22 protein-coding genes are annotated in these 23,105 nt (G+C 45.8%); all 22 read left to right on the top strand.

Annotated features, from left to right (window positions below):
• Positions 1-306: 306 nt before the first annotated feature.
• The 22 genes from AAHN97_RS15055 (at position 307) to AAHN97_RS14950 (ending at position 22,835) form a co-directional block, all read left to right on the top strand.
• Positions 307-867, top strand: coding sequence for a terminase small subunit (locus AAHN97_RS15055; RefSeq protein ID WP_343302863.1), 561 nt, complete (start codon positions 307-309; stop codon positions 865-867).
• Positions 824-2,113 (top strand): PBSX family phage terminase large subunit, encoded by a 1,290-nt coding sequence (locus AAHN97_RS15050; RefSeq protein ID WP_343302862.1) that lies wholly within the window; start codon positions 824-826, stop codon positions 2,111-2,113. Before AAHN97_RS15055 ends, AAHN97_RS15050 begins: the two co-directional genes overlap by 44 nt.
• 1 nt (position 2,114) lies before the next feature.
• Positions 2,115-2,726, top strand: coding sequence for a hypothetical protein (locus AAHN97_RS15045; protein ID WP_343302861.1), 612 nt, complete (start codon positions 2,115-2,117; stop codon positions 2,724-2,726).
• Positions 2,723-3,364 (top strand): O-methyltransferase, encoded by a 642-nt coding sequence (locus AAHN97_RS15040; RefSeq protein ID WP_343302860.1) that lies wholly within the window; start codon positions 2,723-2,725, stop codon positions 3,362-3,364. The genes AAHN97_RS15045 and AAHN97_RS15040 overlap by 4 nt, the downstream gene beginning before the upstream one ends.
• 3 nt (positions 3,365-3,367) lie before the next feature.
• Positions 3,368-4,039: a hypothetical protein gene (locus tag AAHN97_RS15035; RefSeq protein ID WP_343302859.1), complete on the top strand. Its 672-nt coding sequence runs from the start codon at positions 3,368-3,370 to the stop codon at positions 4,037-4,039.
• Entirely contained in the window at positions 4,036-5,061 is a 1,026-nt protein-coding gene (locus AAHN97_RS15030) for a glycosyltransferase family protein (RefSeq protein WP_343302858.1), read from the top strand. The genes AAHN97_RS15035 and AAHN97_RS15030 overlap by 4 nt, the downstream gene beginning before the upstream one ends.
• Positions 5,062-5,070: 9 nt before the next feature.
• Complete coding sequence (locus tag AAHN97_RS15025) at positions 5,071-6,477, top strand: phage portal protein (protein WP_343302857.1); 1,407 nt, start codon at positions 5,071-5,073, stop codon at positions 6,475-6,477.
• The gene (locus AAHN97_RS15020) at positions 6,478-7,536 is read left to right on the top strand and encodes a hypothetical protein (protein ID WP_343302856.1); all 1,059 of its coding nucleotides are present in this window, start codon (positions 6,478-6,480) and stop codon (positions 7,534-7,536) included.
• 140 nt (positions 7,537-7,676) lie between these two features.
• Positions 7,677-8,348 carry a hypothetical protein gene (locus AAHN97_RS15015; protein ID WP_343302855.1) on the top strand — a complete coding sequence of 224 codons (672 nt, stop codon included), beginning with the start codon at positions 7,677-7,679 and terminating at the stop codon, positions 8,346-8,348.
• Positions 8,345-8,719, top strand: a complete 375-nt coding sequence (locus AAHN97_RS15010) for a hypothetical protein (protein WP_343302854.1) — start codon at positions 8,345-8,347, stop codon at positions 8,717-8,719. The genes AAHN97_RS15015 and AAHN97_RS15010 overlap by 4 nt, the downstream gene beginning before the upstream one ends.
• 46 nt (positions 8,720-8,765) lie before the next feature.
• A complete protein-coding gene (locus AAHN97_RS15005; RefSeq protein WP_343302852.1) occupies positions 8,766-9,866 on the top strand; it encodes a major capsid protein in 1,101 nt (366 codons plus the stop codon).
• A gap of 15 nt (positions 9,867-9,881) precedes the next feature.
• Positions 9,882-10,193 carry a DUF6706 family protein gene (locus AAHN97_RS15000; RefSeq protein ID WP_343302851.1) on the top strand — a complete coding sequence of 104 codons (312 nt, stop codon included), beginning with the start codon at positions 9,882-9,884 and terminating at the stop codon, positions 10,191-10,193.
• 307 nt (positions 10,194-10,500) lie between these two features.
• Positions 10,501-11,016, top strand: a complete 516-nt coding sequence (locus tag AAHN97_RS14995) for a hypothetical protein (RefSeq protein ID WP_343302850.1) — start codon at positions 10,501-10,503, stop codon at positions 11,014-11,016.
• A complete protein-coding gene (locus tag AAHN97_RS14990; protein WP_343302849.1) occupies positions 11,013-11,429 on the top strand; it encodes a hypothetical protein in 417 nt (138 codons plus the stop codon). Before AAHN97_RS14995 ends, AAHN97_RS14990 begins: the two co-directional genes overlap by 4 nt.
• Positions 11,430-11,441: 12 nt before the next feature.
• A complete protein-coding gene (locus AAHN97_RS14985; protein ID WP_343302848.1) occupies positions 11,442-11,948 on the top strand; it encodes a hypothetical protein in 507 nt (168 codons plus the stop codon).
• 9 nt (positions 11,949-11,957) lie between these two features.
• A complete protein-coding gene (locus AAHN97_RS14980) occupies positions 11,958-12,470 on the top strand; it encodes a hypothetical protein (protein WP_343302847.1) in 513 nt (170 codons plus the stop codon).
• 183 nt (positions 12,471-12,653) lie between these two features.
• Positions 12,654-16,733, top strand: a complete 4,080-nt coding sequence (locus AAHN97_RS14975; RefSeq protein ID WP_343302846.1) for a tape measure protein — start codon at positions 12,654-12,656, stop codon at positions 16,731-16,733.
• Positions 16,733-17,221 carry a hypothetical protein gene (locus AAHN97_RS14970; protein WP_343302845.1) on the top strand — a complete coding sequence of 163 codons (489 nt, stop codon included), beginning with the start codon at positions 16,733-16,735 and terminating at the stop codon, positions 17,219-17,221. Before AAHN97_RS14975 ends, AAHN97_RS14970 begins: the two co-directional genes overlap by 1 nt.
• Positions 17,218-18,762 (top strand): hypothetical protein, encoded by a 1,545-nt coding sequence (locus tag AAHN97_RS14965; protein ID WP_343302844.1) that lies wholly within the window; start codon positions 17,218-17,220, stop codon positions 18,760-18,762. The genes AAHN97_RS14970 and AAHN97_RS14965 overlap by 4 nt, the downstream gene beginning before the upstream one ends.
• A 10-nt stretch (positions 18,763-18,772) precedes the next feature.
• Entirely contained in the window at positions 18,773-20,095 is a 1,323-nt protein-coding gene (locus tag AAHN97_RS14960; protein WP_343302843.1) for a hypothetical protein, read from the top strand.
• A gap of 56 nt (positions 20,096-20,151) precedes the next feature.
• On the top strand, positions 20,152-22,419 hold the full coding sequence (locus tag AAHN97_RS14955; protein WP_343302842.1) for a hypothetical protein: 2,268 nt from the start codon (positions 20,152-20,154) through the stop codon (positions 22,417-22,419).
• A 125-nt stretch (positions 22,420-22,544) separates the two neighbouring features.
• On the top strand, positions 22,545-22,835 hold the full coding sequence (locus tag AAHN97_RS14950) for a hypothetical protein (RefSeq protein WP_343302841.1): 291 nt from the start codon (positions 22,545-22,547) through the stop codon (positions 22,833-22,835).
• The last annotated feature ends 270 nt before the right edge of the window (positions 22,836-23,105 follow it).

The following is a 23,105-nucleotide window of genomic DNA, read 5'->3' as shown; positions in this document are numbered from 1 at the left end:
GTAGCAAGGAACAAATCAGCAATTTAATCAACCCCAAAATTTTCATAATCTGCACAATAAGCTGTAGGATGGAGTTGATTACTCTAAATTTCTTGATGATTTGATCCCAGGTAATTTTGGTTTTCGTTTTTACTCCCTTACCCATAAAATGTTTTAATATTAAATAGCAGTTATTCTGGATTTTACCCAAAAAAGTAAAATTATTATGCCTCATCGACCTAAGAGCCCTTGGTGGCAGTTCGCCAACTTGGGTAGTACCATAATGAGATGAGAAAATTTCCCTGTGTATACCCCTAAAAATTACATTTGCCCGCAGAGGAAACTTTTAACCAGGTGGCATTAAAACCAGAACACAAGAATTTCATCAAGCATTACGTGAAAACGGGCGACCATATAGGGGCGTACCAGAAGGCTTTTCCGCATTCTGACCGCAAAAGTGCGGCAACAAATGGCGGTAGATTGCTGAAAAACGAAGAAATCGCCGAAGCAATCCGCAGAGAGGCTTCAAAAATCAGCAAAAAGGCTGAAGAAAAGGCGACAAATGAGCTGAAAGATGAAATCAAGGGTGAAGTGCTAACCGCAATAGAGAAGCGGGATTTGCTCCGTAGAATAGCGAAAGGTGAACTGGTAAATGGGAAAAAGGCAACCATCGCTGAAATGATCAAAGCTATAGAGGTTGATAACAAAATGGGGGGAGATAATGCCCCGGATAAACTGGATCATACTACTAAGGGTAAAGCACTTCCCGTTACAACCGTACAAACAATCCGAGTAATTCATTCCAATCCTGAGCATGGTAACCCAGACGCGAACGATACAGACGATGCCATCACCGATGCCGGAGATGGGGTCGATGGTGATCAATAGGGCCGGAGAGCTGAAAATGCTTGACGAGAATGGGGAGATCAGAGTCAGTAACGTATTTGATCGCCTGTATACGGCTTGGCAGAAGGTTATTTATAATGTTTTCGTGCTGGAAGGAGGGTCACGGTCATCTAAGACAATCTCTATTATCCAGTTTCTCCTTCTCTATGCACAGCTTACGCAAGGAACAGAAAAGAGGGTGATTATCAGCCGGGCGGTCGGCACCTGGATAAAGGGTACAGTGCTGCATGATTTTTTAAAAGTGGTGAAGGCTTACGGATGGTACGACAAACGACACTATAATAAGACGGACCGAGTTTATAAGCTCTTTGACTGTGAATTTTGGTTTCTAGGTTTAGATGATGACCAGCGACTCCATGGGATGACGTGCGATGTGTTCTGGATCAATGAGGCGATGGAGGCGGGGAAAAATGACTTCGACCAGCTCGAACAACGTTGTGCTGAGTTTGCCATCATCGACTATAACCCCACGGAGGAAGAACACTGGATCTATGAGAACGTATGCGGCAGGGATGATGCCATGTATATTCACTCTACGATGCTGGACAATCCCTTTCTACCGGCAAACATGCGGCGGAAGATACTGTCCTATAAGCCCACGAAAGAGAATTTCCGGCAAGGTACCGCGGATAAGAACAAATGGGAGATATACGGGCTGGGTAAGCGGGCGCGAATAGAGGGGGTAGTGTTTGAGAACTATGAGATTGTAGATGAGGTGCCGGCGTGGATCAAAAGGGTCTGCCAGGGGCTGGATTTAGGGTATACACACGACCCTACCGCAATACTGGATGTGTGGATGGATACTGGTCATAATGCACTGTACCTGGATGAATTGTGCTACCGGACCCACATGTTGAGCAGGGATATTGTAGCAGAGTTGAAGACTGTAAACAAGAAACGAAAAATCATCTCAGAGAGCGCAGACCCCCGCATGGTAGACGAAATTGCCCTGGGAGGCTTTAACATACATGCAGTAGAAAAAGGCCCAGGATCAATTAAAGCCGGTATCGACAAGATGAAGGGGATGAAGATCTATATCACCCGTAGATCCATGAACCTGATTAAAGAATTTAAGAACTACAAGTATAAAAAAGATAAGAACGGCAAGTGGTTGAATGAACCAATAGACGACTTCAATCACGGAATAGATGCAGCCCGGTATGTAGTTCTTATGGAGCTGTTAGGTAGGGCAACAAAACGGAAAAAATACACTGGAATATTCCATTAATATGAAGCTAAACATCATCACGCCGGTAACCCGGCCACAGAACCTCCCGGCAATCAGGGAAAGCATCAGGCAGCAACTCGGAAAGGGAATTGACATCGCCTGGTGGGTTATTTTCGACTCTACATGTCCGATGCCAGCGGATGGTTGGAAAGACCAGCTTGACGAGGTAGAGAATCAGGTCCAGGCAACCATTACCGGCATTGCCGGACACTGTCACCGTAACACCTTCCTTATGCAGCAGGAGCTACGGGCGCGGATAGAAAGCCTGAATGTTCTCAAAGAGTGGATATACTGCATTGACGATGACAATATACTTCACCCTGACTTAGTGCCATGGCTGGTAAATAAAAAAGCAGAACTCGGGATATATGGCATGGTGGCTTTTGATCAAGTCCTTAAAACAGGGGAGCTTCGCCTCAAAGCTGGTAAAATTGCGCCGAACCATATAGATACAGCCCAGTTCATGTGGCGCGGTCTCCGTTCTCAGGGTGTGAGATTCAGGGAAGATTTATATAACGCCGATGGATATTTTGCCATGGAGATATGCCAGCCTCACATCGAGGAATTGATCGTTAACCAGCCTCTGTGCTACTACAACTATCTCCGCTCATGAGTAACATCCTCGATAAATGCCCGGTTCCCATCCTGCAGGAGCCGTGGGAGTTTGAACAACTGGTAAAGATATTCAAGGCTTATTCCCCCAAGAAGGTGTTAGAGATTGGGTCGTTCTACGGAGGGACATTGTGGTTCTGGCTTCAGGCTAGAATAAAAAAGGACGGTCTTAAACAAGACGGCCTTTATGGGGATTTTAAACCTGCAGGAGAATGGCTGGAAGTCCCCGTTGTTCATTCACTAATGTCCGTTGATTATCCAATCGGCCCATCCGATGGAAGGTATGCGGAAATGCTTAGATGCCGAACATTATGGAGCGAATGGACAAAGCATATTGAATTCCATGATCTCCAAGGTGATTCACATTCGTGGGAAATCATACAGAAAGCGCATACCATATACCCGCAAAATGACGTGGATTTCCTCTTCATCGATGGTGATCACTCCTACAACGGTGTAAAAGCCGACTATGAAAACTATGCGCCGCTGGTTCGCTCAGGAGGGCTCATTGTCTTTCATGATGTATACGGTCTACCCGAGGTAAAACAGTTCTGGAAAGAGCTGAAACAGACGGAACGGACACAAACCATCATTGGCCAGCCTGGCGGATGGGGAATAGGTATTGTTTACAAAAAATAGCACATGAAATACTTCATTGGGACTTACACCAACTGGGCAAAGGAATACTGCGACAAACAGTTTTTGGAGAATATAGGGGAGATACAGCAAGCGGCTGAAACTATTCCACCTGTTGTGATCGTGGACAACACCGACCCGGAGAAGCATGATTACGTAGAGGATTTGACAGGTTTGGCGGACGAATATCTCGCTGGTAAGGTAGCAATTACCCAGGTTTACCGAAAGCATGAAGATCACCAGTTCCACCACAACGTTGTTGCTGGCGCATTATCGGTTCGTCAGCATTTTTTGAACAGTGACGCCCAATATCTTCTTCTGGTAGAGTCTGATGTCATCCCGCCTGTGGACCTGCTCGGCCGCCTGGATGCCTCCATTTCCCAACTCCCAGAGGATTGGGGTATCCTCGGATGCCTTTATTACGAAGGCTTCCACGACTATTCAAAAACCGGCATTCACCAGGCCGCCCATGCCCTGTCCGGATGTACTGTGTACCGCAGAGAAGTTGTTGAACAGTACCCGTTCCGTATCAGCGAGGAAAACTGGGCGGCCTTCCCTGATGCCTGGATATCCTACGATGTGAATAAAGACGGGAAGTTCAAAATTTTCAATGATCATGATATTCGGTGCGAGCACCTGCATTACCGTGGTCCAATGAGGCAATGCCATCCATTATGATCCGAGCGCTCGCCATATACTCCGACAATTCCGGGTGTGATTATCACCGGGTAAAATTGCCATTTCAGTATGGCGGCCAGTATGTTGATCATGCTGCATTCAAGCCAGCAAACGGGGACTTAAATAAGCTGCTGGATATATCGGAACTGGTTTTGGTGAATAGGGATTGTCCTCTACCAGGTGTAGACCTTTCTGCAATTAAGAAAAAGGGTGTCAAAGTAGTACTGGATTTGGATGATCACTGGGAGTTAAACCCGGGTCACTACATGACGGAGTATTACAGGTCACAGAGAGTACCAGAAAAGATCAGTCGAAATATTCGACTGGCTGATGTTGTAACGGTTACTACTTCCCGCCTCGCAGAAAAGGTAAAGCCGCTCAACAAAAACGTTCATGTGATCCCCAATGCCATTCCATACGGGCACGGACAGTTTAAAGATAGAGAATACCAGCCTTTCGAAATATTCAACGTCCTATATGCCGGCCAAAAGTCCCATTTGCATGATCTCGGATTGATCGGAGAAACAATGAAGAGGTTCGCGGAAGAAAACCCTTTAGATCTCTGCTTCGTTCTGGCTGGCTATCAGTCCGGAGATAAGGAATGGGAAGGGATGGAGGGTGTGTTTACTGCAGGTGGAAAGCTAAAGAATTATTACCGTATTCCCAATGCCCCGTTGGACAAATATATGTCAGTGTACGAGGCTGCGGATGCTGTATTGGTGCCCCTGCTTAATAACTCGTTCAACCGGCACAAATCAAACCTGAAATTGCTGGAAGCCGCAGCACAGAAGATCCCGGTAATATGCCAGCGGGTACCTCCTTACTCTGATACTTCGGACGCACCGGTTCTTTGGGTGGAATCGCCCGGGGATTGGTATAGGCATATCAAATACCTGTCGGCAAACAGGGAGGCAGCGAAAGAAATGGGACAGTCCCTACACGAATGGGCTGTAAAATACTACAATTTGATTACCTGGAACAAAACCAGGTTTGAACTATACGAAAGCATTGTTAACAGTTAACCCAACACAATGGAACCAAAAGATTTTACCGGGCTCTCAGGAGACGGTTACGATAAAGTAATTGAGAAGGTAAAGGACGCAAGTCCTCAGCCTAAAAAGGTGCCTACCGAAACATTACTTCAGCTCGATCCCAAGGAGCATGATGTCATGAAGCCTGGGAAACGGAAGGATAAGATTAAAAAAGTGGAGGAAGAAGATGGAACAAAAACCCAAACAATTGTTCCGGTTGCGCGCTTGCCTATTGCTCTACAAAAATTGATTGTTCGCCGTGCTGCAGCTTTCCTCTGTGGGAATCCTATTACCCTCGTAGCCCAACCCGATGGAGATGATCAGTCCGATTTTCTGGAACTTCTTAAAAAGGTGTGGGATGACAACAAACTTGATTATGAGTCATTGGAACTGGCTAAGAAAATGATGGGCGAAACCCAATGCGCCGAGCTGTGGTATTACGTGCCCGCAGAGCCGGGTTATTGGGGGGAGGGACCAAACAATAAGGCAAAGAACAAAATGCGCGTAAAGGTCTTGGCGCCTTCATTGGGGGATTTACTTTATCCTGTATATGATACTACTGGGGATATGATCGCTTTTGGCAGGGGGTTTAATATAAAGGTCGACCAAAAGGACGAGGAGCATTTTGATTTATACACTGCAGAACGCATTTATTACGGGAAGAAAGGCCCCACGAATTGGGAAGTGAAGGCAGAACCGAATTTGTTCAAGAAAATACCTGTTATTTATTGGACACAGGGCGTACCTGAGTGGTATGATGTAGAGGAACTGATAGGGGGATTGGAAACCGTTGTAAGCAATACGCGTGATACCAACGCCTATTTTGCAAGTCCAATGGTAGTGCTATCCGGGCAGGTTTCAGGGCTGGGTGATAAAGAAGATCAGGGGAAAGTGATCCAGACGGAAAACGGCGGTGAAGCGAAATACCTGACATGGGACAACGCTCCGGAGGCAACAAAGTTTGAGTACCAAAACTTGAAGAGCCTCATTTTCGAAATGACTGACACGCCAGATATATCCTTTGAAGCAATGAAAGGGGTAAATACCTTTTCAGGAATTGCCCTCAAAATGCTTTTCCTCGGTGCCCATCTGAAAGCAGCAGAAAAGGAGGGGACTTTTGGTAAAGGGGTTCAACGCCGGATTAACTTCCTAAAGGCAGGGCTGGTGACCATCAATGGGAACCTGGAAAAAGCGTCTTCAATGACGATCAAGCCGAAATTCGAGTACTACCTGCCGAAGAATGACCAGGAGGCGATTGAGGTATTAACTACAGCGGTCGGTTCGGGCAAAGCAATTATGAGTCAGGAAGCCGCAGTTAGACAGAACCCTCTGGTAGGTGATGCAGAAGCCGAGTTGGAGCAAATGAAAGAGGAGGGCAGCCTTGGATCTGATATTGAAGCATCTTAAATGGACGAAAACCAGCAATACCTAAAGAAGCTCGTTAACCTGCAGAACAAAAAGGAGCGAGAGATCCGCCAGATCTATTATGATGTGATAGTAGATCTGGCCGCTTTGGCCTCCACATTGCCATATAAGAAAACCATTTTCACCCTTTCTTTATATCCACTGCTTAAACGCCGGGTGGATTACTTACTCAAACAGATGGTCGGGAAGCTGGAATTGGCGGTAATAAATGGCATTGACCAGGCATGGGAGTTATCCGGACGAAAGAATATCCTCTTCCTGGACAAGAGGTTAAAAGGCTTCGAAATACCAGCAAAAACCCGAAAACGATTCTATGATCCCAACCTTCAGGCAAAGGAAGCATTCACGACCCGGCAGGTAAAAGGGCTGAATCTCTCTGATCGGATATGGAGGGCGGTAGAGCCGTTCCGTATTCAGCTGGAACTGAGTTTAGGGGAGGGGATATCCACTGGAGATAGTGCCAAAAGTATGGCAACCCGAATGAAACGGGAACTGAATGAACCTGATCGACTATTTAGAAGGGTGAGAACAAAGAGCGCAGATCCCAATTCCCCACTGAAGTTATCCAAAACTGCGCTGAACTACCAGCCGGGGCAAGGTGTCTACCGGTCCAGTTATAAAAATGCCCTCCGGGTAACCAGAACGGAGACGAATATGTCTTACCGATCAGCGGATTACGTTCGCTGGCAAACTCAACCGTTCATTGTTGGTATCGAAATACGTCTTTCCAATGCTCACCCGCGTGTTGATATATGTGATCCCCTGGCCGGTAAGTACCCGAAGGACTTTAAATGGGTTGGCTGGCATCCGCAGTGTATCTGCTATGTTGTTCCTATCCAGGTAACGGATGCTGAAATGGAGAAGATTATCGATGAGATACTGGGTAACGGCAAATGGGACGGCAAGAGTGTGAATAGGGTAGAAGATGCGCCGGCAGAATTCTACAAATATGTGGTTGATCACGCCGGAGAGCTGAAACGGTTGAAGTCTGCGCCATACTGGTTGCAGGACAATGGAAAGTTTGTAACATCATTAAAATAGATGGAAAAAAAGTTTGGCGTATATCGCTAAAAATTACATTTGCTGCATAAGAAGCTCAAAAACATTGTTTGTTAACCTTTCTTTTCTTTACCCACAATGGGTTTGAGCTGATTTTATTGTTAACCTAATCGTTCTTTCACATGCTTAAGGAGAAGATCCTGGCAGAACTGAAGAAGAAATATTCAGGGCTGTCCAACGAATTTCTGGGGTTTTTGGCTGAAAAAATGGCCGTGAAAACAACAGAAGAATCTCAAATAGAGGGCGCTATCAGCGAACTCGAAAAATCACCCATTTCCGTAACAGATCTCGCTGCCGAATTCCAAAAGGAAGGCGACAGGAGAGCAACAGGCGCATCCAACAAAAAGGAAGCTGAACTCAAAGAGAAATACAATCTAGTTGAAAAAAAGGCAGAGCCGCCAAAGCCGCCCACACCTCCTAACCCCGAACCGGGAAAGGAAGGGAATACTGAGATCGCAGAACTTAAAACTATGGTTCTGGAACTTAGTAAGACATTGGCAGAAAAGGACGCCAAGGCAACTAAGGATTCTCTGTTTGCAAAGCTGAAGGGGAAAAATCCGGAAAAGAAAATCCCGGATATGTTCTTCGAAGGGAAAGTGGTTGAAAAAGAAGAGGATATCGACAAAGTATACGCGGACGTGGAAGCTGCCTATACTGCTGCCAAGCAACATTTCATTGACCTGAGCATGAGCGAAAGCTCAAAGCCTCTCGGTGGAGCTGGGGCTAATGGTGACCAGGTGTCTTCTCTCATGAAGGAATACATTGATCACGAGAAAAAAACCGAGCAAAAATGAACGGTATCAAAATTACAGGTGGCGGATTCGACAAAGTAGTGTTCGAATCCGAAATAGATACACTCGCCGGGGGTGTCACGCTTGATGTATCAGGAGTGACCTTCGCGGATGGAGTGGTACCCGCCGGCACACTGGTTAGTGTAAAGGATTCCAATGGTTTCTCCTACCCAGTAAAAATCACAAACCCCGGTGACTCCGCAACTTTCGACAGAGTGCCCCTCGGTTTTGTGCATATGACAGTGCCGGTCGATGATAATACGCTCGTTGGAGTGGTTATCGAAGGTGTTGTTCGTAAGGATGCTGTAGCAGCCGATGTTAAAACATCTGCCAAAGCTATTGCCGCAGTGATTCCGAAGATAACATTCGTATAGTCACCGGCCAGTAAACCATTGTTTTTAACCACAATTTCAACACAAAATGGTAAAAGTAACAGACCTCGTAAGCGAGTTCAACAGGGCGGATATGCAGGCATACGTTGAGCGCTATACGCTGGGGAATTTACAATACAAAACCTATTTCCCTGGTGTTTATACGCCAAACCTCACATTCGAGTCCCTGCAAGCACAGTTCAGTGCTATTGTGGCCGCAGATGTGGTTGCGTTTGACAGTCGCGCACCAAGAAAGGGCCGTCCTCTGCCGGGGAAAATGACAGGCGATATTCCTAAGATCGAAATCTCTCGTCCAAAGAAGGAAACCGATCTCAACCGGTATCGTATGTTGCTTTCAGCAATCAGCCAAACATCAAATGGGAATGCTTCTGCTCAGGCAAAGCGAGCCCTGGTTGACTGGATGTATGAAGATACCAAGTTCTGCCTGGATGGCGTAAATGCTCGTTTAGAGTGGCTTGCTAAGCAAGTTGCATCAAACGGCAAATACAGCCTGACCATTGCTAACAACGAAGCTGGTGTTCAGACCAAAGTAGAAGTGGATTTTGGTATCCCTTCTGCAAACAGAAAGAACGCCGCATTCGACTGGAGTAATCCGACAACAGCAAAACCGATCACCGATTTCAAAACGGTTGATACTGCATCCCGTGCGAAGGGTATCATCCTGGGTTATGCCTTCATGACTAAGGAAACCTTTGATCAGTTTGTAGCTGCAGAAGAAACTCAAAAGGCGGCAGCAACATTCGCAAGCCTGGCTCTCAACAACCTGGCGGTTCCAAACCTGGAGACTGTAAACACCGTACTTCGTAACCGCAGCCTGCCTCAGATAATCATCTGGGACAGCTATGTTAATATCGAAAGCAAAGCAGGTGTGCACACAGCCGTTTCTGGCTGGCAGGAAGGAAACGTTACCTTCTCTGTAACAAACAGGCTGGGTGATACTGCAAACACCACGACTGCGGACGCGTTCGTGACCAATGATGTCTCCACTAAAGCGTTCAACGACTTTGTGCTGGTGAAATCTTGGGCTGAACAAGACCCTATCACGGTGATCACCAAGGGTATTGCGTATGCAACGCCCGTGTTGCAGGGTGTCAACAACATCTACATCCTGAAGACAAAACTCAGTTAAGCTCTTTGATATCTGATGACGAATAAAGAGTACATACAGGTTTATCTGTCCAAATTTGGGATTACCGATCAGGAAATTGAACTGATGCTGTTAAATGCCGGGTTGAATGGTGGAGATCCCGTAACCGACACAAAAGCGTTGGATACGGCTATCTACTATCAGTTACCGCCGCTTTTTGCTGGCATGCAGGACGTTTCTGAGGGAGGTTATTCTATCAAATGGAATTTGGACGGCATAAAACTGTGGTACTCTTGGCTCGCCCGAAAGCTCGGCCTTCCGGATAACCTCGTTCCAAAGCCTACCGTAAAGGGGATAAGTCCATGGTGACTCAATATCCCCATACGTTGACTGCCACTATCGTCACTGAATCACATCAGGATGCCAATGGCAATTGGGTGCCGGGAGTAACGACAACCAGGTCTTTTGATTGTCGGTCTGAACCTAATGGCGGAGGAAAGATGATCCAGGTTGCTGATGGCAGACAGGTAGTTTATGCCTCCACTGTGTACATCCCGAAGGGGACCGCGCCTTTACCCGATCAAACACAGGTAACTATTACCTGGAAGGGTGACGGCGTGTTTGTTTCCAGCGGACGGGTGCTTCGGTTTTCTCAAGGACAATTAAACTGCCGGCTATGGTTATAAAGATCTGGCCGAAGTTTACAGCGGCCGAGATTTCCCGGATGATACAGGAACGGTTGTTAAAGGTTGATGCTGCAATTATTGCCCGCCTCCTGTTTATAGGCGAGAAGTTCGTAAAAAATGCCAGAGAAAAAGGGGGTTATCGTGATCAAACGGGAAACCTTCGAAATTCCATAGGGTACATCATCATGAGAGACGGTGTAATCCTAATGGAAAATTTCAGGCGATCAGCATCAGTTACCAAAACTATCTCCCAGGGGAAGAACAAAGGGCAAACGAGGACAACATCTGGTAGCAAGGATGGGTTAACGACAGGGAAGGCAATAGCTTACCAAGCTTCAGCAAAGTTTCCAGAAGGCTATGTTTTGATCGTGGTTGCAGGAATGGATTATGCCGCAGCGGTAGAAAGCAGAGGCAAAGATGTGATCACTGGATCTAGCCTGATTGCCAAAGAAGATCTTAAAAAGGCTATGAAACAATTGCCCGCCCAAATATCAAAAATGCGATGAGGACTTCTTTTACTGCTGTGGATATAGTTTGGACGAGGCTTAAAACAAGCCCGCTCAGTGCTGCAATATCAGGAGGAATCTATAAACATGGCCGCCCATTGAATTCAGGGAAAGAGGATTGCGTAGTTAACAGTCTCCCAATTTCGGGTGCGCAATTGCAGGAAGGGGTTTTGAATGTGAACATTCATGTGCCCAATATAGTAATTGTCTCTGAAGGAAATCAGGATGCAACGCAACCAAATTCTCCACGCCTTGATGAACTGACCAGGATTGCGATTGACCGCCTCACTGATGCCTGGGAGGAAAGCGGTGATGTCAATTTTACAATAGAGCAGCAGGTCTTAATTCAGGAAGACAGTATCAATGAACATTATTCTAACATTCGACTTACATTTTTTTCAGTAAACGTATAAAATTGTTAACTCATGCCCAAAGTAAAAATTGGTCTTAAGCTACTCGAAATGGGTCCTATTGCCGTTGATGGAGGAATGGGAACCGTGCTTACTCCGCTTGCATGCACAGTAGTAGACACAGCTCTTCTGACAAGTGAGGCGGCGACTGTAACAGATTTCCCAATTGAGGAAGAGGATGATCCATATTACACAAGTTCTGTAGCTGGGAAAAAAACGCTCACTTTCAGTTCCTATGATATGGACCCGGCTTCCCTTGTGAGGGTGCTGGGAGGGTCCGCCACTACAGATGCCAGTGGTAACAACATCTACGAAGCACCATCTGCCACTCCGGTAATAGAGCAGTCATTCAGGCTAACGGATCAGAAGGGGAACATCACTGAAATCCCCCGGGGAAAGGTTGATGCCATCATTCAGCAAAAGTTCCAAAAGTCAGGGCTTGCTCAAGTGGACGTTACGGTGACTGTTCTCAAGCCAACAAAGGCAGGAGTCGCACCATACAGGATTATCAGTCTTCCGTAAAAGATATATATGAGTGATTTAAATCCTCAGGAGGTATTGACCTCAGAAGTAAATGCCATACTAGAAGAACCAGCAATCATCGAGATTGAAATTGTAAGTCCAGGACTATGGGATAAAATTCTTTTCAAATTTGGCGCACCAACCAAACGAAAATTTGAATTAAAGCCTATTGTCCTGGGCAATTTGGTTAGGATCTCAAAGCGGCTGCTAACGGTGGATATGGACATTTTTGAGCAAGGGGGGAATATCCTTGTTGCCAATTATACTGCCATTCAAAATCATTCAACAGCGCTTGCGGAAATAGTGGCCATCGGGATGACTAACCAACGGGAAGAACCCAGTCCGCGGCTGGTAAGGTTCATACTCAACAATTTTACGGCCGTGGAGTTGCTGAATGTTGTGACCAAGGTTGTGAAGATGATGGAAATAGGGGCTTTTATGAACACTATCATTTCCGCAAAGGGAATGAGCCTGTTAAATCCAGGGGAGACAATAGCCTCTGGGGTACCATCGGAGGGCTGATAAAATATTTCCGATTCACATGGGACGAGGTTCTTTGGGAAAGGAGCTGGACGAACCTGATGATGCTATCTGCCTCAGTTCCCACGTATGAAAAGACGGATGAAAAGAAGGGGAAGGAGGAAGAGCGGGAAGGTGATTTAACAGATGCAGCCAGCATTTGGGGAACAATTTAACTACTACAAAATGGCAGTAACGATAAATGGCGGGCCTCTTGAATTTGATGCCATAATTCACGGTTCACAATTCAAAGCGCAATTTGACGCTATAGAGCGCCAGTTGAAATCCCTTACTGTCACAGCCCAAAGAGAATCCAACGCCATCGAAAATGTAGCCAAAAAGGCTGCAACCGCGGTTGGAACATATTTATCTATTGCAGGGGCTACCAATTTTATTCAACAGATGATCAGGGTCAGGGGGGAGTTCCAGCAATTGGAAGTTTCTTTTAAGACCATGCTGAAAAGCAAATCAGAAGCAGACAAACTGCTGGCACAAGCCGTTGAGCTTGCTGCCAAAACCCCATTCCAATTATCCGATGTAGGAGCAGGAGCAAAGCAGCTATTGGCCTACGGTTTTTCAGCTGACCAGGTAATCGGCACCCTAAAAACACTCGGGGATGTATCATCTGGGGTAAGCGCACCTCTTGGGGATATCGTATACCTCTACGGAACCCTTCGAACCCAAGGAAGAGCTTACACAAGGGATATCATGCAATTTACTTCCCGCGGTATTCCTATTATCAGCGAGTTGGCTAAGCAATTTGGAGTTACCGAAGACAAGGTTTCGGAGCTGGTGGAAGCTGGTAAAGTAGGATTTCCGGAAGTAGAAAAGGCATTTAAGTCGATGACAGGGCAAGGAGGATTGTTCTTCAACCTGATGGAAGAGCAATCAAAAACCCTTACTGGCCAAATCAGCAACTTAGAAGATGCCTTTTCCCAAATGTTGAACAATTTAGGCAAATCCCAGGAAGGGCTTTTCTCAGGAGCCATCCAAAGCCTCACGTTTCTGGTAAATAATTATCAAACAGTTCTCGACATAATCAAGGTCCTCACCGTTGCTTATGGGGCCTATCGTACTGCCCTGATCATTACCAATGCGCTGGAAAGCATCAGGGTTATTCAGTTAAACCTTCAGGCAGCCGGTGTTTCCCGTCTTACTGTTGCTGAACTACTGCACTATGCTGCATTAGAAGCCACCAGCAGGGCACAGAAGATTTTGAATGCGACAATGCTATCGAATCCTTATGTGGCGTTGGCAACAATACTCGCCGGGTTGACAACCGCCTTGTTGATAATGAAGGATTCAACTCTGGAGGTAAAAAGTAGCCAGGAACTGCTGGCTGAAACCACGAAAAGATCGGGTTCGGCGCTTACCGAACAGGAAACAAAGATAAATGCTTATGTGACCGTACTGCAGAACGCAAACAGTACGGAGCAGGAACGGCTTGTTGCCTATCAAAAACTTCGGGATATCAATCCTGTGCTCGTAAAAGGCATAAATGCCCAATCGGTTGCGCAAGGCCAGCTTACTGCAAACGTTAAGGAGTATGTGGCGGCGCTGCGGGAAAAGTTCAGGCTTGAAGCTAATGAAGCCGCTGCTTCTGAAAGTTTCAAGCAAGAGCAATTGATCCAGGAGCGTATCACCAAGTTAAACACACAATTGGCTGATATTTCTACGAAAGACCAGCGTAGAAGAGAACAATACCAAAATGCCATCCAATACATGATTGGTGTAGAAACCAAAAAATTGGAAGAGCAGAAGAAGGTTACAGAATCCCTGATAAGTAGCCAGATAAAACAAGAGGGGGCAAAGGCAGAGGCAGCTAAAAAGACCAATGCACAGTTAATTGCAGAGGCGCAATCGCTGGAGCAAATAAAGGCTATCCGGGAGGACATAGAAAAGGCTTATAAAGCTTCCACGGTAGAGAAAGAACGTTTACAACTAACTAAAGACCTCGAAGCCGCTGATCGCAGAATAAAAGAACTCGATCCATACGGCCGGCAGAAAGCGTCTGCGAAAGAAGCGCAGAAAGAAGTTTCGAAACTAACAGATCTCCTGAAGGATTTGGCTGACGCTGAAGGAGAAGCAAGCAGGAGCGGACTGGTTCGTGATGAAAACGAAATAGCCAGGATCAATGCCCGTTATGACGAGCTTGTAAAGCGTGCAAAGGAACTACAAAGTGCAGGTGTAAAAGTGCCTGGTGCTGTTTTTACGCGTATAGAATCAGCCCGCGGTACAGAAACCGGGAATGCCCGTATAAAGCAGGATGTAGAGGATTATAAAAAGGTAATTGCCGCGCAAAAGGATATTTTTAAGGACTTCCAGGAGTTCCAGCAGGAAGTGGGGATTGAAAAAGCACAGCAGGTTTACCAGGAACAGGTCGGAAATGCTCTTTCCTTCGTTGAATTCCTACGGAATGAACTGTCCAAGCTGGATGGTGATTCTTCGGTAACCGCCAGTTTTAAACGGGACGCTTTGGCGAATGCGCTTTCTGCAGCGGATAAGGAAGAGATTCAGAACACCTTAAACAGGTATAAAGAAGTTATCCAGGCAACGCTGACCTATGAGCAGCAGAAGTATATCATAACCCAGAAATACGAAAAAGAGCGCGCCCTGCTCCTAAAGAATGGGCAATTAGTGCAAGCTGCCGAAAGGGACAAGCAGTATAAGGAAGATATTGACCGGCTGAACGATAATAATATTCAACAACTCAAAGCCTATAAGGATCTCTTTGGCGATATCGATGAGCTGGATACCAGTTCGATAAAGAAAATTATCGATGTTTGGACAGGTCCCGATGGAATGCTCGAACAACTGAAAAAGGCCGGGAAAATCAGTGAAGAAGAGATCAAAAAGATTAAGAAGCAGTTAGGTGAGGCGATGGAGGAGGTGACCGGAAGAGGCATTGAGGCGTTTGCCTCTTTTATTTCGGTATTAAGATCAGTATCCAACGAATTTAAGGGCATAAATGATGGGTTAGCGGATACTATCGATACTATGTCGGATGTACTGGAGGCAGTTGGAGGCATAGCGGCTGTAGCTGGGGTGGCATCGAATGTGAAAACAGGCAAATTTTCTTCTGATCAGGCGAATAATGCATTAGGAACAATCGGAGGTTTGATTGGTACAGGTGCGGCCATAGGAGGAGCATTAACATCCTGGACGGGGCCTGGGGCAATTATTGGTGCTGCAATTGGTGCAGTGGTTGGTGCTGTCGCTGCAGCATTAAAAGGTGGCAAAAAAGTCCGTGAATCCCTGCAAAAAACTTACGAAGCGCAATATGCCTTCCTGGTTAATCAGGAACTGGGAGAATACCGGATCAATGAAGTGATCCGTCAACGAAATCTCCTGAAAGCCCAGGAGATTGATTTAACCCTCAAAGGCATCCAGGCACAGAAACAGGCAAACATTGAGAACCAGAAGCAGAATAAAGCAGAACAGGAAAGGATCCTCGCATTGCTTCAGGGGGAGGCTTTTATTTCCGGTGTCGATGCAAAGAAATATGGTGGGTTTCTGGGTCTTTGGCGGAAAAAACAAGCTGTCAATCAGTATTCTTCTCTGATGGGGATGACTATTGACCAGATAGAAAAGCTTTACGCCGAGAATAAACTGGACGGCCGGGCCAAAACACTCTTTGAGCAGTTGCAGAAGCTTCAGGCGGAAGGCCAAAACATACAGCAGATGCTCAGCGACCTTGAGCAGCAAACAAAAGAGATTTTTACCGGTACAACTGCAGATAGCATCACTGATGCCATAGTAGATGGCTTTGCCAATGGCAAATTTGCTGCTCAAGATTTTGCCGGAACATTCGAAGATCTGATGCGTCAGGCTGCATTAAATGCCTTGAAATATAAATTCCTGGAAGAGCCGTTAAAGGCTTTTTACGACCAGTTCGCAAAGAACGCTGAATCCGATGGCGTGCTCACAGGATCTGAGATATCAAAATTGCGGGATCTCTATGATAAAATAATCGCCAAGGCAGGTGACCAGTTTAAAGACCTGGAGGATATCACAGGTTTGAATCTCGCAAACGGCGGATCTGGCGGCAATAGCCTCATGGCAGGAATCCAGGGTATGTCCCAGCAAACCGCAGAGCTGATCGCGGGGCAGTTTGGAGGATTAAGAATAACTGGGTTGCAGCAAGTCCAGATTATGAATTCAAGCCTCAGCGTATTGAACGCTATCAAAGGCGATACGTCTTATTTATTGAGTATAGACAGCCGACTGAGAAAAATTGAAAACGAAGGTATCAAATTGAAAAAGTAATGGCTTATCCAACCGGACAATATTATATCGATGGAGCCGACCTGTGGCTGGTATACGGAATGATCATAGAAGATCGTGCCGGTACAGATGCTCTCCTGCAATTCCCGGAAAGGAAGGAAAGTATTTCCCATGATTGGGCGGACGAGAATGGGCTGGATATCGATTTGTCCCGCGTATACCTGAAGGAGAAGGAATTTTCTTTAAATATTAGCATCCAGGCCGCGGGCGAAAGTGACTTTTGGGATAAGTATCACAAATTCCTGAACATGCTCCGGCAACCTGGTTTAAGGAGGTTGGAGGTTTCTGAGCTTGCCAGTTCATATTTCGTTTTCTATAAGTCCTGTACAAGTTTTGCCCGCCGTACCCGGATCAAAGGGAGTTCCAAAATAGCGGCACAGTTTTCCATTACCCTGGTAGAACCCAGCCCACAGTTGGACTCAACCAACGTTTACATTATGGATGAGGAAGGGAGGTTCCTGATCACATGATCACGCTGAACATCATGAGGGGAGAAGTCCAGGTGGAATCCATAAAGCCGGGGAACAACAGTTCCCAGTCTAAAACCATTATGGGTGATAACCAGCTGTCCATACAGTTTGAGCTGAGCAGACTCATGGACCTGCGGATCGGGGATTGGTGTGAAGTCTTCGGAGAGAGGTATTATATCAACCAGTTACCCAAGATATCAAAAGGATCCTCCCGAGAATACGCGTATGACATGGTGATGCAGGCAGATTACTTCGGGCTGGCAAAAACTATGTTCATGTTCTACGATGAAAACAATGAACTGAAGGAAGGCGTGTTTTCATTAATGGGAAAACCGGAAGTGTTCATTGATCTGATTGTGAAGAACGCAAATAGGGTAGGAGCGGGGTGGACTCGCGGAGCAGTGATCATTGCAGATGCACAGAACATGACCTTCAATTCTGAAAGCTGCCTGGAAGTACTCGGGAGAATAGCGCAGCAGTTCGGAACTGAGTATTTCATTGAGGGAAAGAAGGTTTCTCTGGATAGAAAGCTTCGGGACCGAGGTGTTACCCTTTCGGTAGGTAAGGGCAAAGGGCTGTATGATTTGGGTCGGGATCCGCTGAATGATACGAACGTTGTGACCAGGCTTTACGCTTTCGGGTCGGAGAAAAACCTGCCTCCTGATTACAGGAATTACTCCCGGAGGCTGAAGATGACAGGCGGAGAAGTTTATCTGGAAAAGAATGTCGGGACCTACGGGTTAAACGAGCAAACCACTGTCTTCGAAAATATTTATCCGCATCGTACTGGCAAAGTCACAAACGTGAATGCACTGAATCCAAATGTCTTCTTCGACAGTACAATGGATTTTGATGTGAATGATTTCCTGTTGCCTGGTGTAGCGGCAAAGGTAACGTTCAATACCGGCCAGCTGGCTGGTTATACCTTCGATATTAAAGCGGGAGGATATAATAACATCACAAAGCAATTCACGGTCCTTAAAAATAAGAATGAGAAAGCGATCGATGTACCCTCTTCATTATTCCGGCCGGCAATCGGGGACGAATATGTTCTGGTGGATATCCAGATGCCGCCGAGCTATGTTACGGCGGCTGAGGCGGAGTTAACCGCTGCGGCGCAAAAGCTGTTGGATACAATCAGCGTTCCTCAGTTCACAAACCCAATTTCTGTGGATCCGGCTTATTTCAGGAAAAACAACCTGCAGGTAGATATAGGCGACCTCATTTGGATCGTAGACACCCCTCTTTCGATAAACAGGAGAATTAGGGTAACCGCGTTCACCAGGACGTTTGAGGACGAGTTCAACTACCAGTTGACCCTATCGGATGGTTTGTCAATAAACGCCGGTTCTGAGATTTACAATCTCATTGGAAATAACGGGCGGTCCATCGATGAGATAAACAGCCAGTTGAATAACAGAGCAAGTGAAAATGATTTCATTGGGCCTGTGACGATGGCGGACTTACCAACAACGACAGATATTACCGGTATGTTTCCACTTTATGTGGATGCGACCGGGAAAGTATATAAAAAGATATAATTGTTAACCCATGGCTTTAGTTACAGGAACTATAGTAGGAACAGGGCAGGTTGTAACGATAGAATTGCCAACCGCGCGAGTGCCGGAATTACCCGATTTCGTTGTTATCGATGATGATGATGAGCTGGCAGGTTATGATACTTCGGAAAACAAAACCAAGGGAATGAAGATTTCCCAGCTCAGGGCGAAAATAAACGGCGTTGCAACGCCCGAAGCGCCAGTCGTGTCTGGTGCCGATATGGAATTGACAGTTCCTGCAGAGTTGGATGGTCTAAAGCAGTGGGATATTCCTGCACTGGCAGGACTGAACTACTCGCTGGAAAGGGTAGGACCTAGTTCGTCCTCAAGGTATATGTCGGATTGGTTTGAAACGCTATCAACTGGAGGATTTGAATTAACCAGGGACTTTGACGTTTTATACAGTGGTGAGCGATGGATTGCTCATATCTACGAGTATGAGGGTGGTAATAGTACGGTTCCGAGCCCTGGTGCTGGGCAATCTGATAAAGGATTCAAACTGATCGATAGTACGTACCCTTTGGTGCCTGATGATGTTGGTTACACGTTCAATATTTCTGGTGGAAGCAATAAGCCAGTGATAACATTGTTGGCTTTAGCCGACACTCCAGACAAAGCGGAGCTACCCTTCGAGACCATGATCAACAACAATTTTCAAAGTACAATCCAAACGAAAAACGGTGAGTTCATCTACTTCAAAGGCCAGGCACTGACGAAGGTTTATATGGGGAAAGGGGATACCCTCAAGCTTAAGAAGGCAGAGGACGGGTGGTATGTAATTGATTTCTTCGGTAACTACCTGGTGGCAGGCCAGCCTATCGCCGGTTATTCCACTATGCTTAACACATTGATTGCAGACGGATCCTTGGTAAGAAAAGATTCTTACCCCCGTTTGTGGGAAGCTGTGCAGGCAATGGGTGATGCATTGATAGAGGATACCTTATGGCTTTCCTCTGTTGATTACCAGGGCTGCTATTCTTTGGGGCCGGAGGATGATCCGGATGTATTCAGGATACCTGCTCTTGATGGTACCGTCTTGCGTTTTTTGAACCAGGGTAGAAGTTTGGATACAAATGGCCGCACTCACCAATTCCCTGGCGGATACCAGGCGGATGGTGTTGGGAACTTCCTTCCCGATCCGAATTTTGACAAGCTGCTGGCTGGTTCATCTGGAGGAAATGACACTGCGGCAACCTTTGCGCCCGGAGGTAGGCCCCCAAACTGGCCACAGATAGACGATTCGAAGTCAATAGTTGGATTGAAATCAGAAACCACGATGAAAAATACTGGGGTTTTAGGTCTGATTCTCACATGATATACCGCTAAAAATTACATTTGGCGCGAACATTTTTGTTAACCTAATCGTACGAAATGAAGCGATTGCTTATTATGGTCTGTGTTCTGTTAATCTCATTGAGAGTTTTCTCCCAGTCACAGTTCCCTCCGTTGGATCCGGCACCAAAGTCATTTAACCAGTTGAAAATTGGTAAAATATTTTGGATAAATACAAATGACACCCTGGGTGTTTCAGCGCTGTCCTATCCTGGCGCTTTGATATTTAGACAACAGACTGGTGATACCGCTCACTATTACTCGAATGGGGTAAAGTGGATGAAAATTGGAGGTGCCCCCAATTTCTCTACGCTTGTCAAATATACCGACACGGCGGCAATGCTTACTCCATATCTTCGAAAGGCTGATACCATTTATCTTTCTAGCCGAATCGATGGAAAAGCGCCTATCACTGGAGGCACAGGATATATTCAAAACCAAAATGCTGCTGCTCAAACAGCAAATTTTTGGTTAGACGGAACCGGACAGGGGAATGTTTTGCGCGGAAATACAAGATTAGAGGCTAGTGCCAGTTGGCATATCACCGGGAATTCTGGCTCACTCACTTTCTCTTACCCTTCTGGAAGCCGATCCCCTGTGACAATAAGTTCATCCGGCAACACAAACTTCGATGGTGGTGTAACCATGGAGAACGGTAATACTACTATGGATTTTGGCGGCACAGTTTCTCCGCGATTCATGCAGTTCACAAATTTTGATAACGTCAATCAATTAGGAACAACATCCAATGACTTATTGATGTTTGATCCTGCTACAAGCAGGATGAAGAGATTGCCTTTTGCTTCTGCCTTTGGGGCTTATGAATTACTGGCAAACAAAGCCACTACATTAGCCGGTGCAAATAACACAACCTATCCTACTACGCTGGCGGTAGCAAATTCCTTAGCAGGATATGCACCAGTAAGCGGCTCAGGCAATTATATACAAACTCAATTTTCCGCTGCACAGGCAGGGAATGGCTGGATTGATGGTCAATTTCGTGTAGGTGGTTCGCCAAGCAATGGGTACATTCATTTGAACACCGCTGTTGGTGCTACAGGCTGGGTAGGGTTTTATAAACCGGATAATACTCGGCTGGGGTATATCGGTAGTAATACTACAGACATGTCTTATGTGGCCGAAAATGGTGCTCGCCATGCTTTTTCTGGTGGCCGTATGCTGGTGAATGCGCCTACAGATGATGGATCAAGCGCAGTACAAATTAATGGAGTAATTAAAACGAATAACGATATTATTTCGACAGATGGCACTATAGACGCTCGTTTAACTTACAGCCCTGCCAATTCTATTGCTGCCATTGGTTCATTTTCTAATCATGCATTAGGTATTTATATAAATGCTATTGAAAGGATGCGCATTACCTCAGCAGGAAATGTAGGCATAGGCACAATAACACCTCAAGCCCCGTTGCATGTGCAAAACCCTAATGGTTTAGGGGTAGTGATTGGAAACAATGGCAATGCAATTGACGGGATGAACGGGAACGCATATGATAATTTATACATTAATCACTTTTCAAGTGGTAATGTGTTTATGGGTACAGGTGGTGGTAAGGTAGGGATAAACACAACAACGCCTGCCACTACTTTAGAGATAAATGGTGTCGCTACAGCGCCTGCCATATACAGCCCTTCTGGAAGCAGTTTAGAATTAAGGGCGGCCTCTGATTATATTGTTATGAGCCAAGGCGGTGCCGGTCAATTTACCTATGTTAATAGCGATGGATTAGGAGTTGGCGGGTTTGCAGGCGGTACTCACTCAGCAAAGGGTTTTTTTAATGGTAATGTTGTGAGTACAGACGCTTTTATAGCTGAAGGCGGTGGGGTATTAGCTGAATTTTGGTTGGGGACTGGCTTAGCGGGTAACCGCACTGTATCCAATCACCCTTTTACATTTTCAACCAATTCCTTAGAGAGGGCAAGATTTACGGCAGGGGGAAACCTACTTATAAATACAACAACAGATAATAGCACTCTCACTCTTAATGGCAGTTTTGCTGTAAAGACCCGTACAATTTCAACTGCAACACCCTTCACGGTTGCGAGTGATGACCATACTATACTCATGGAGGGAATGGGTACAGGTGCAGCGGATGGTGTACTGATAACATTGCCAGATCCCGCAACATGCCCAGGACGAATCCTGCATTTCCATGAGTACAGTGCAAGTAATTGGGCGATTAATTATAATATTTCACGACCCAATGCTGCGGCACTTACAACCATGACTTTAACAACGGTAATTCAATCAGTAGGCGGATCGTGGCGATTGATTTCCAGAAATTAAATTATTAGTCATTAGGATAGTGATCAAATAAAATCAGACAAATGGCAAATACAAAATTCGGGTTTACCCAGGTTACTGAATACTCCTTCTAAGTGGGGGATGGGTGGATTTTAAAAAATAATGAAATGGCGAATAATCTTTCAAAACACGCGCCTATATGGCTTGTAAACCTTACAGGCATTCTGGCAACTTTAACAGCAACAATATCCCCTTTAATATCCTCCATGCCGGGAAATGTCCCCCAGGATGTTAAGGACTGGATAACCTGGATATTTGCAGTCTTAACCTCTATATCAGGCATTGGAGCCATGGTAAGCAAGAGTACGTCCATTGCGGGCACAAAGCTAACGCTAGAAATTGAAGATCCCGGGGAAACTGACTTGGTAGGTGGACGTCCAGATGATCGTAAACCATGAGAACGGATAATACCATATTGCTAAGTGCTTTGGCCGTTTTAATCGTAGGCTATAACCTTTGGCCAAGATTATGGACAGGAGCATATTACCAATCAATTGCCATTGGGTTCTTTCTGCTTTTTTTGACAATAAAGCGTCTTAATAAGGGAGAGGGAGTTATGGACAAGGTAGCAACTATTGGGTTGTTCCTTTCCCTTAATAACCTGCTTGACGAGATTTTTTTCGATCCGAAAGTTTTCGGGATTAACGAATATATAGTAGCCACAATAA

Origin of the sequence: Chitinophaga niabensis, from assembly GCF_039545795.1 — a bacterium.
GTDB classification, from domain to species: domain Bacteria; phylum Bacteroidota; class Bacteroidia; order Chitinophagales; family Chitinophagaceae; genus Chitinophaga; species Chitinophaga niabensis_B.
This window is presented reverse-complemented; position numbering and strand designations above follow the sequence as displayed.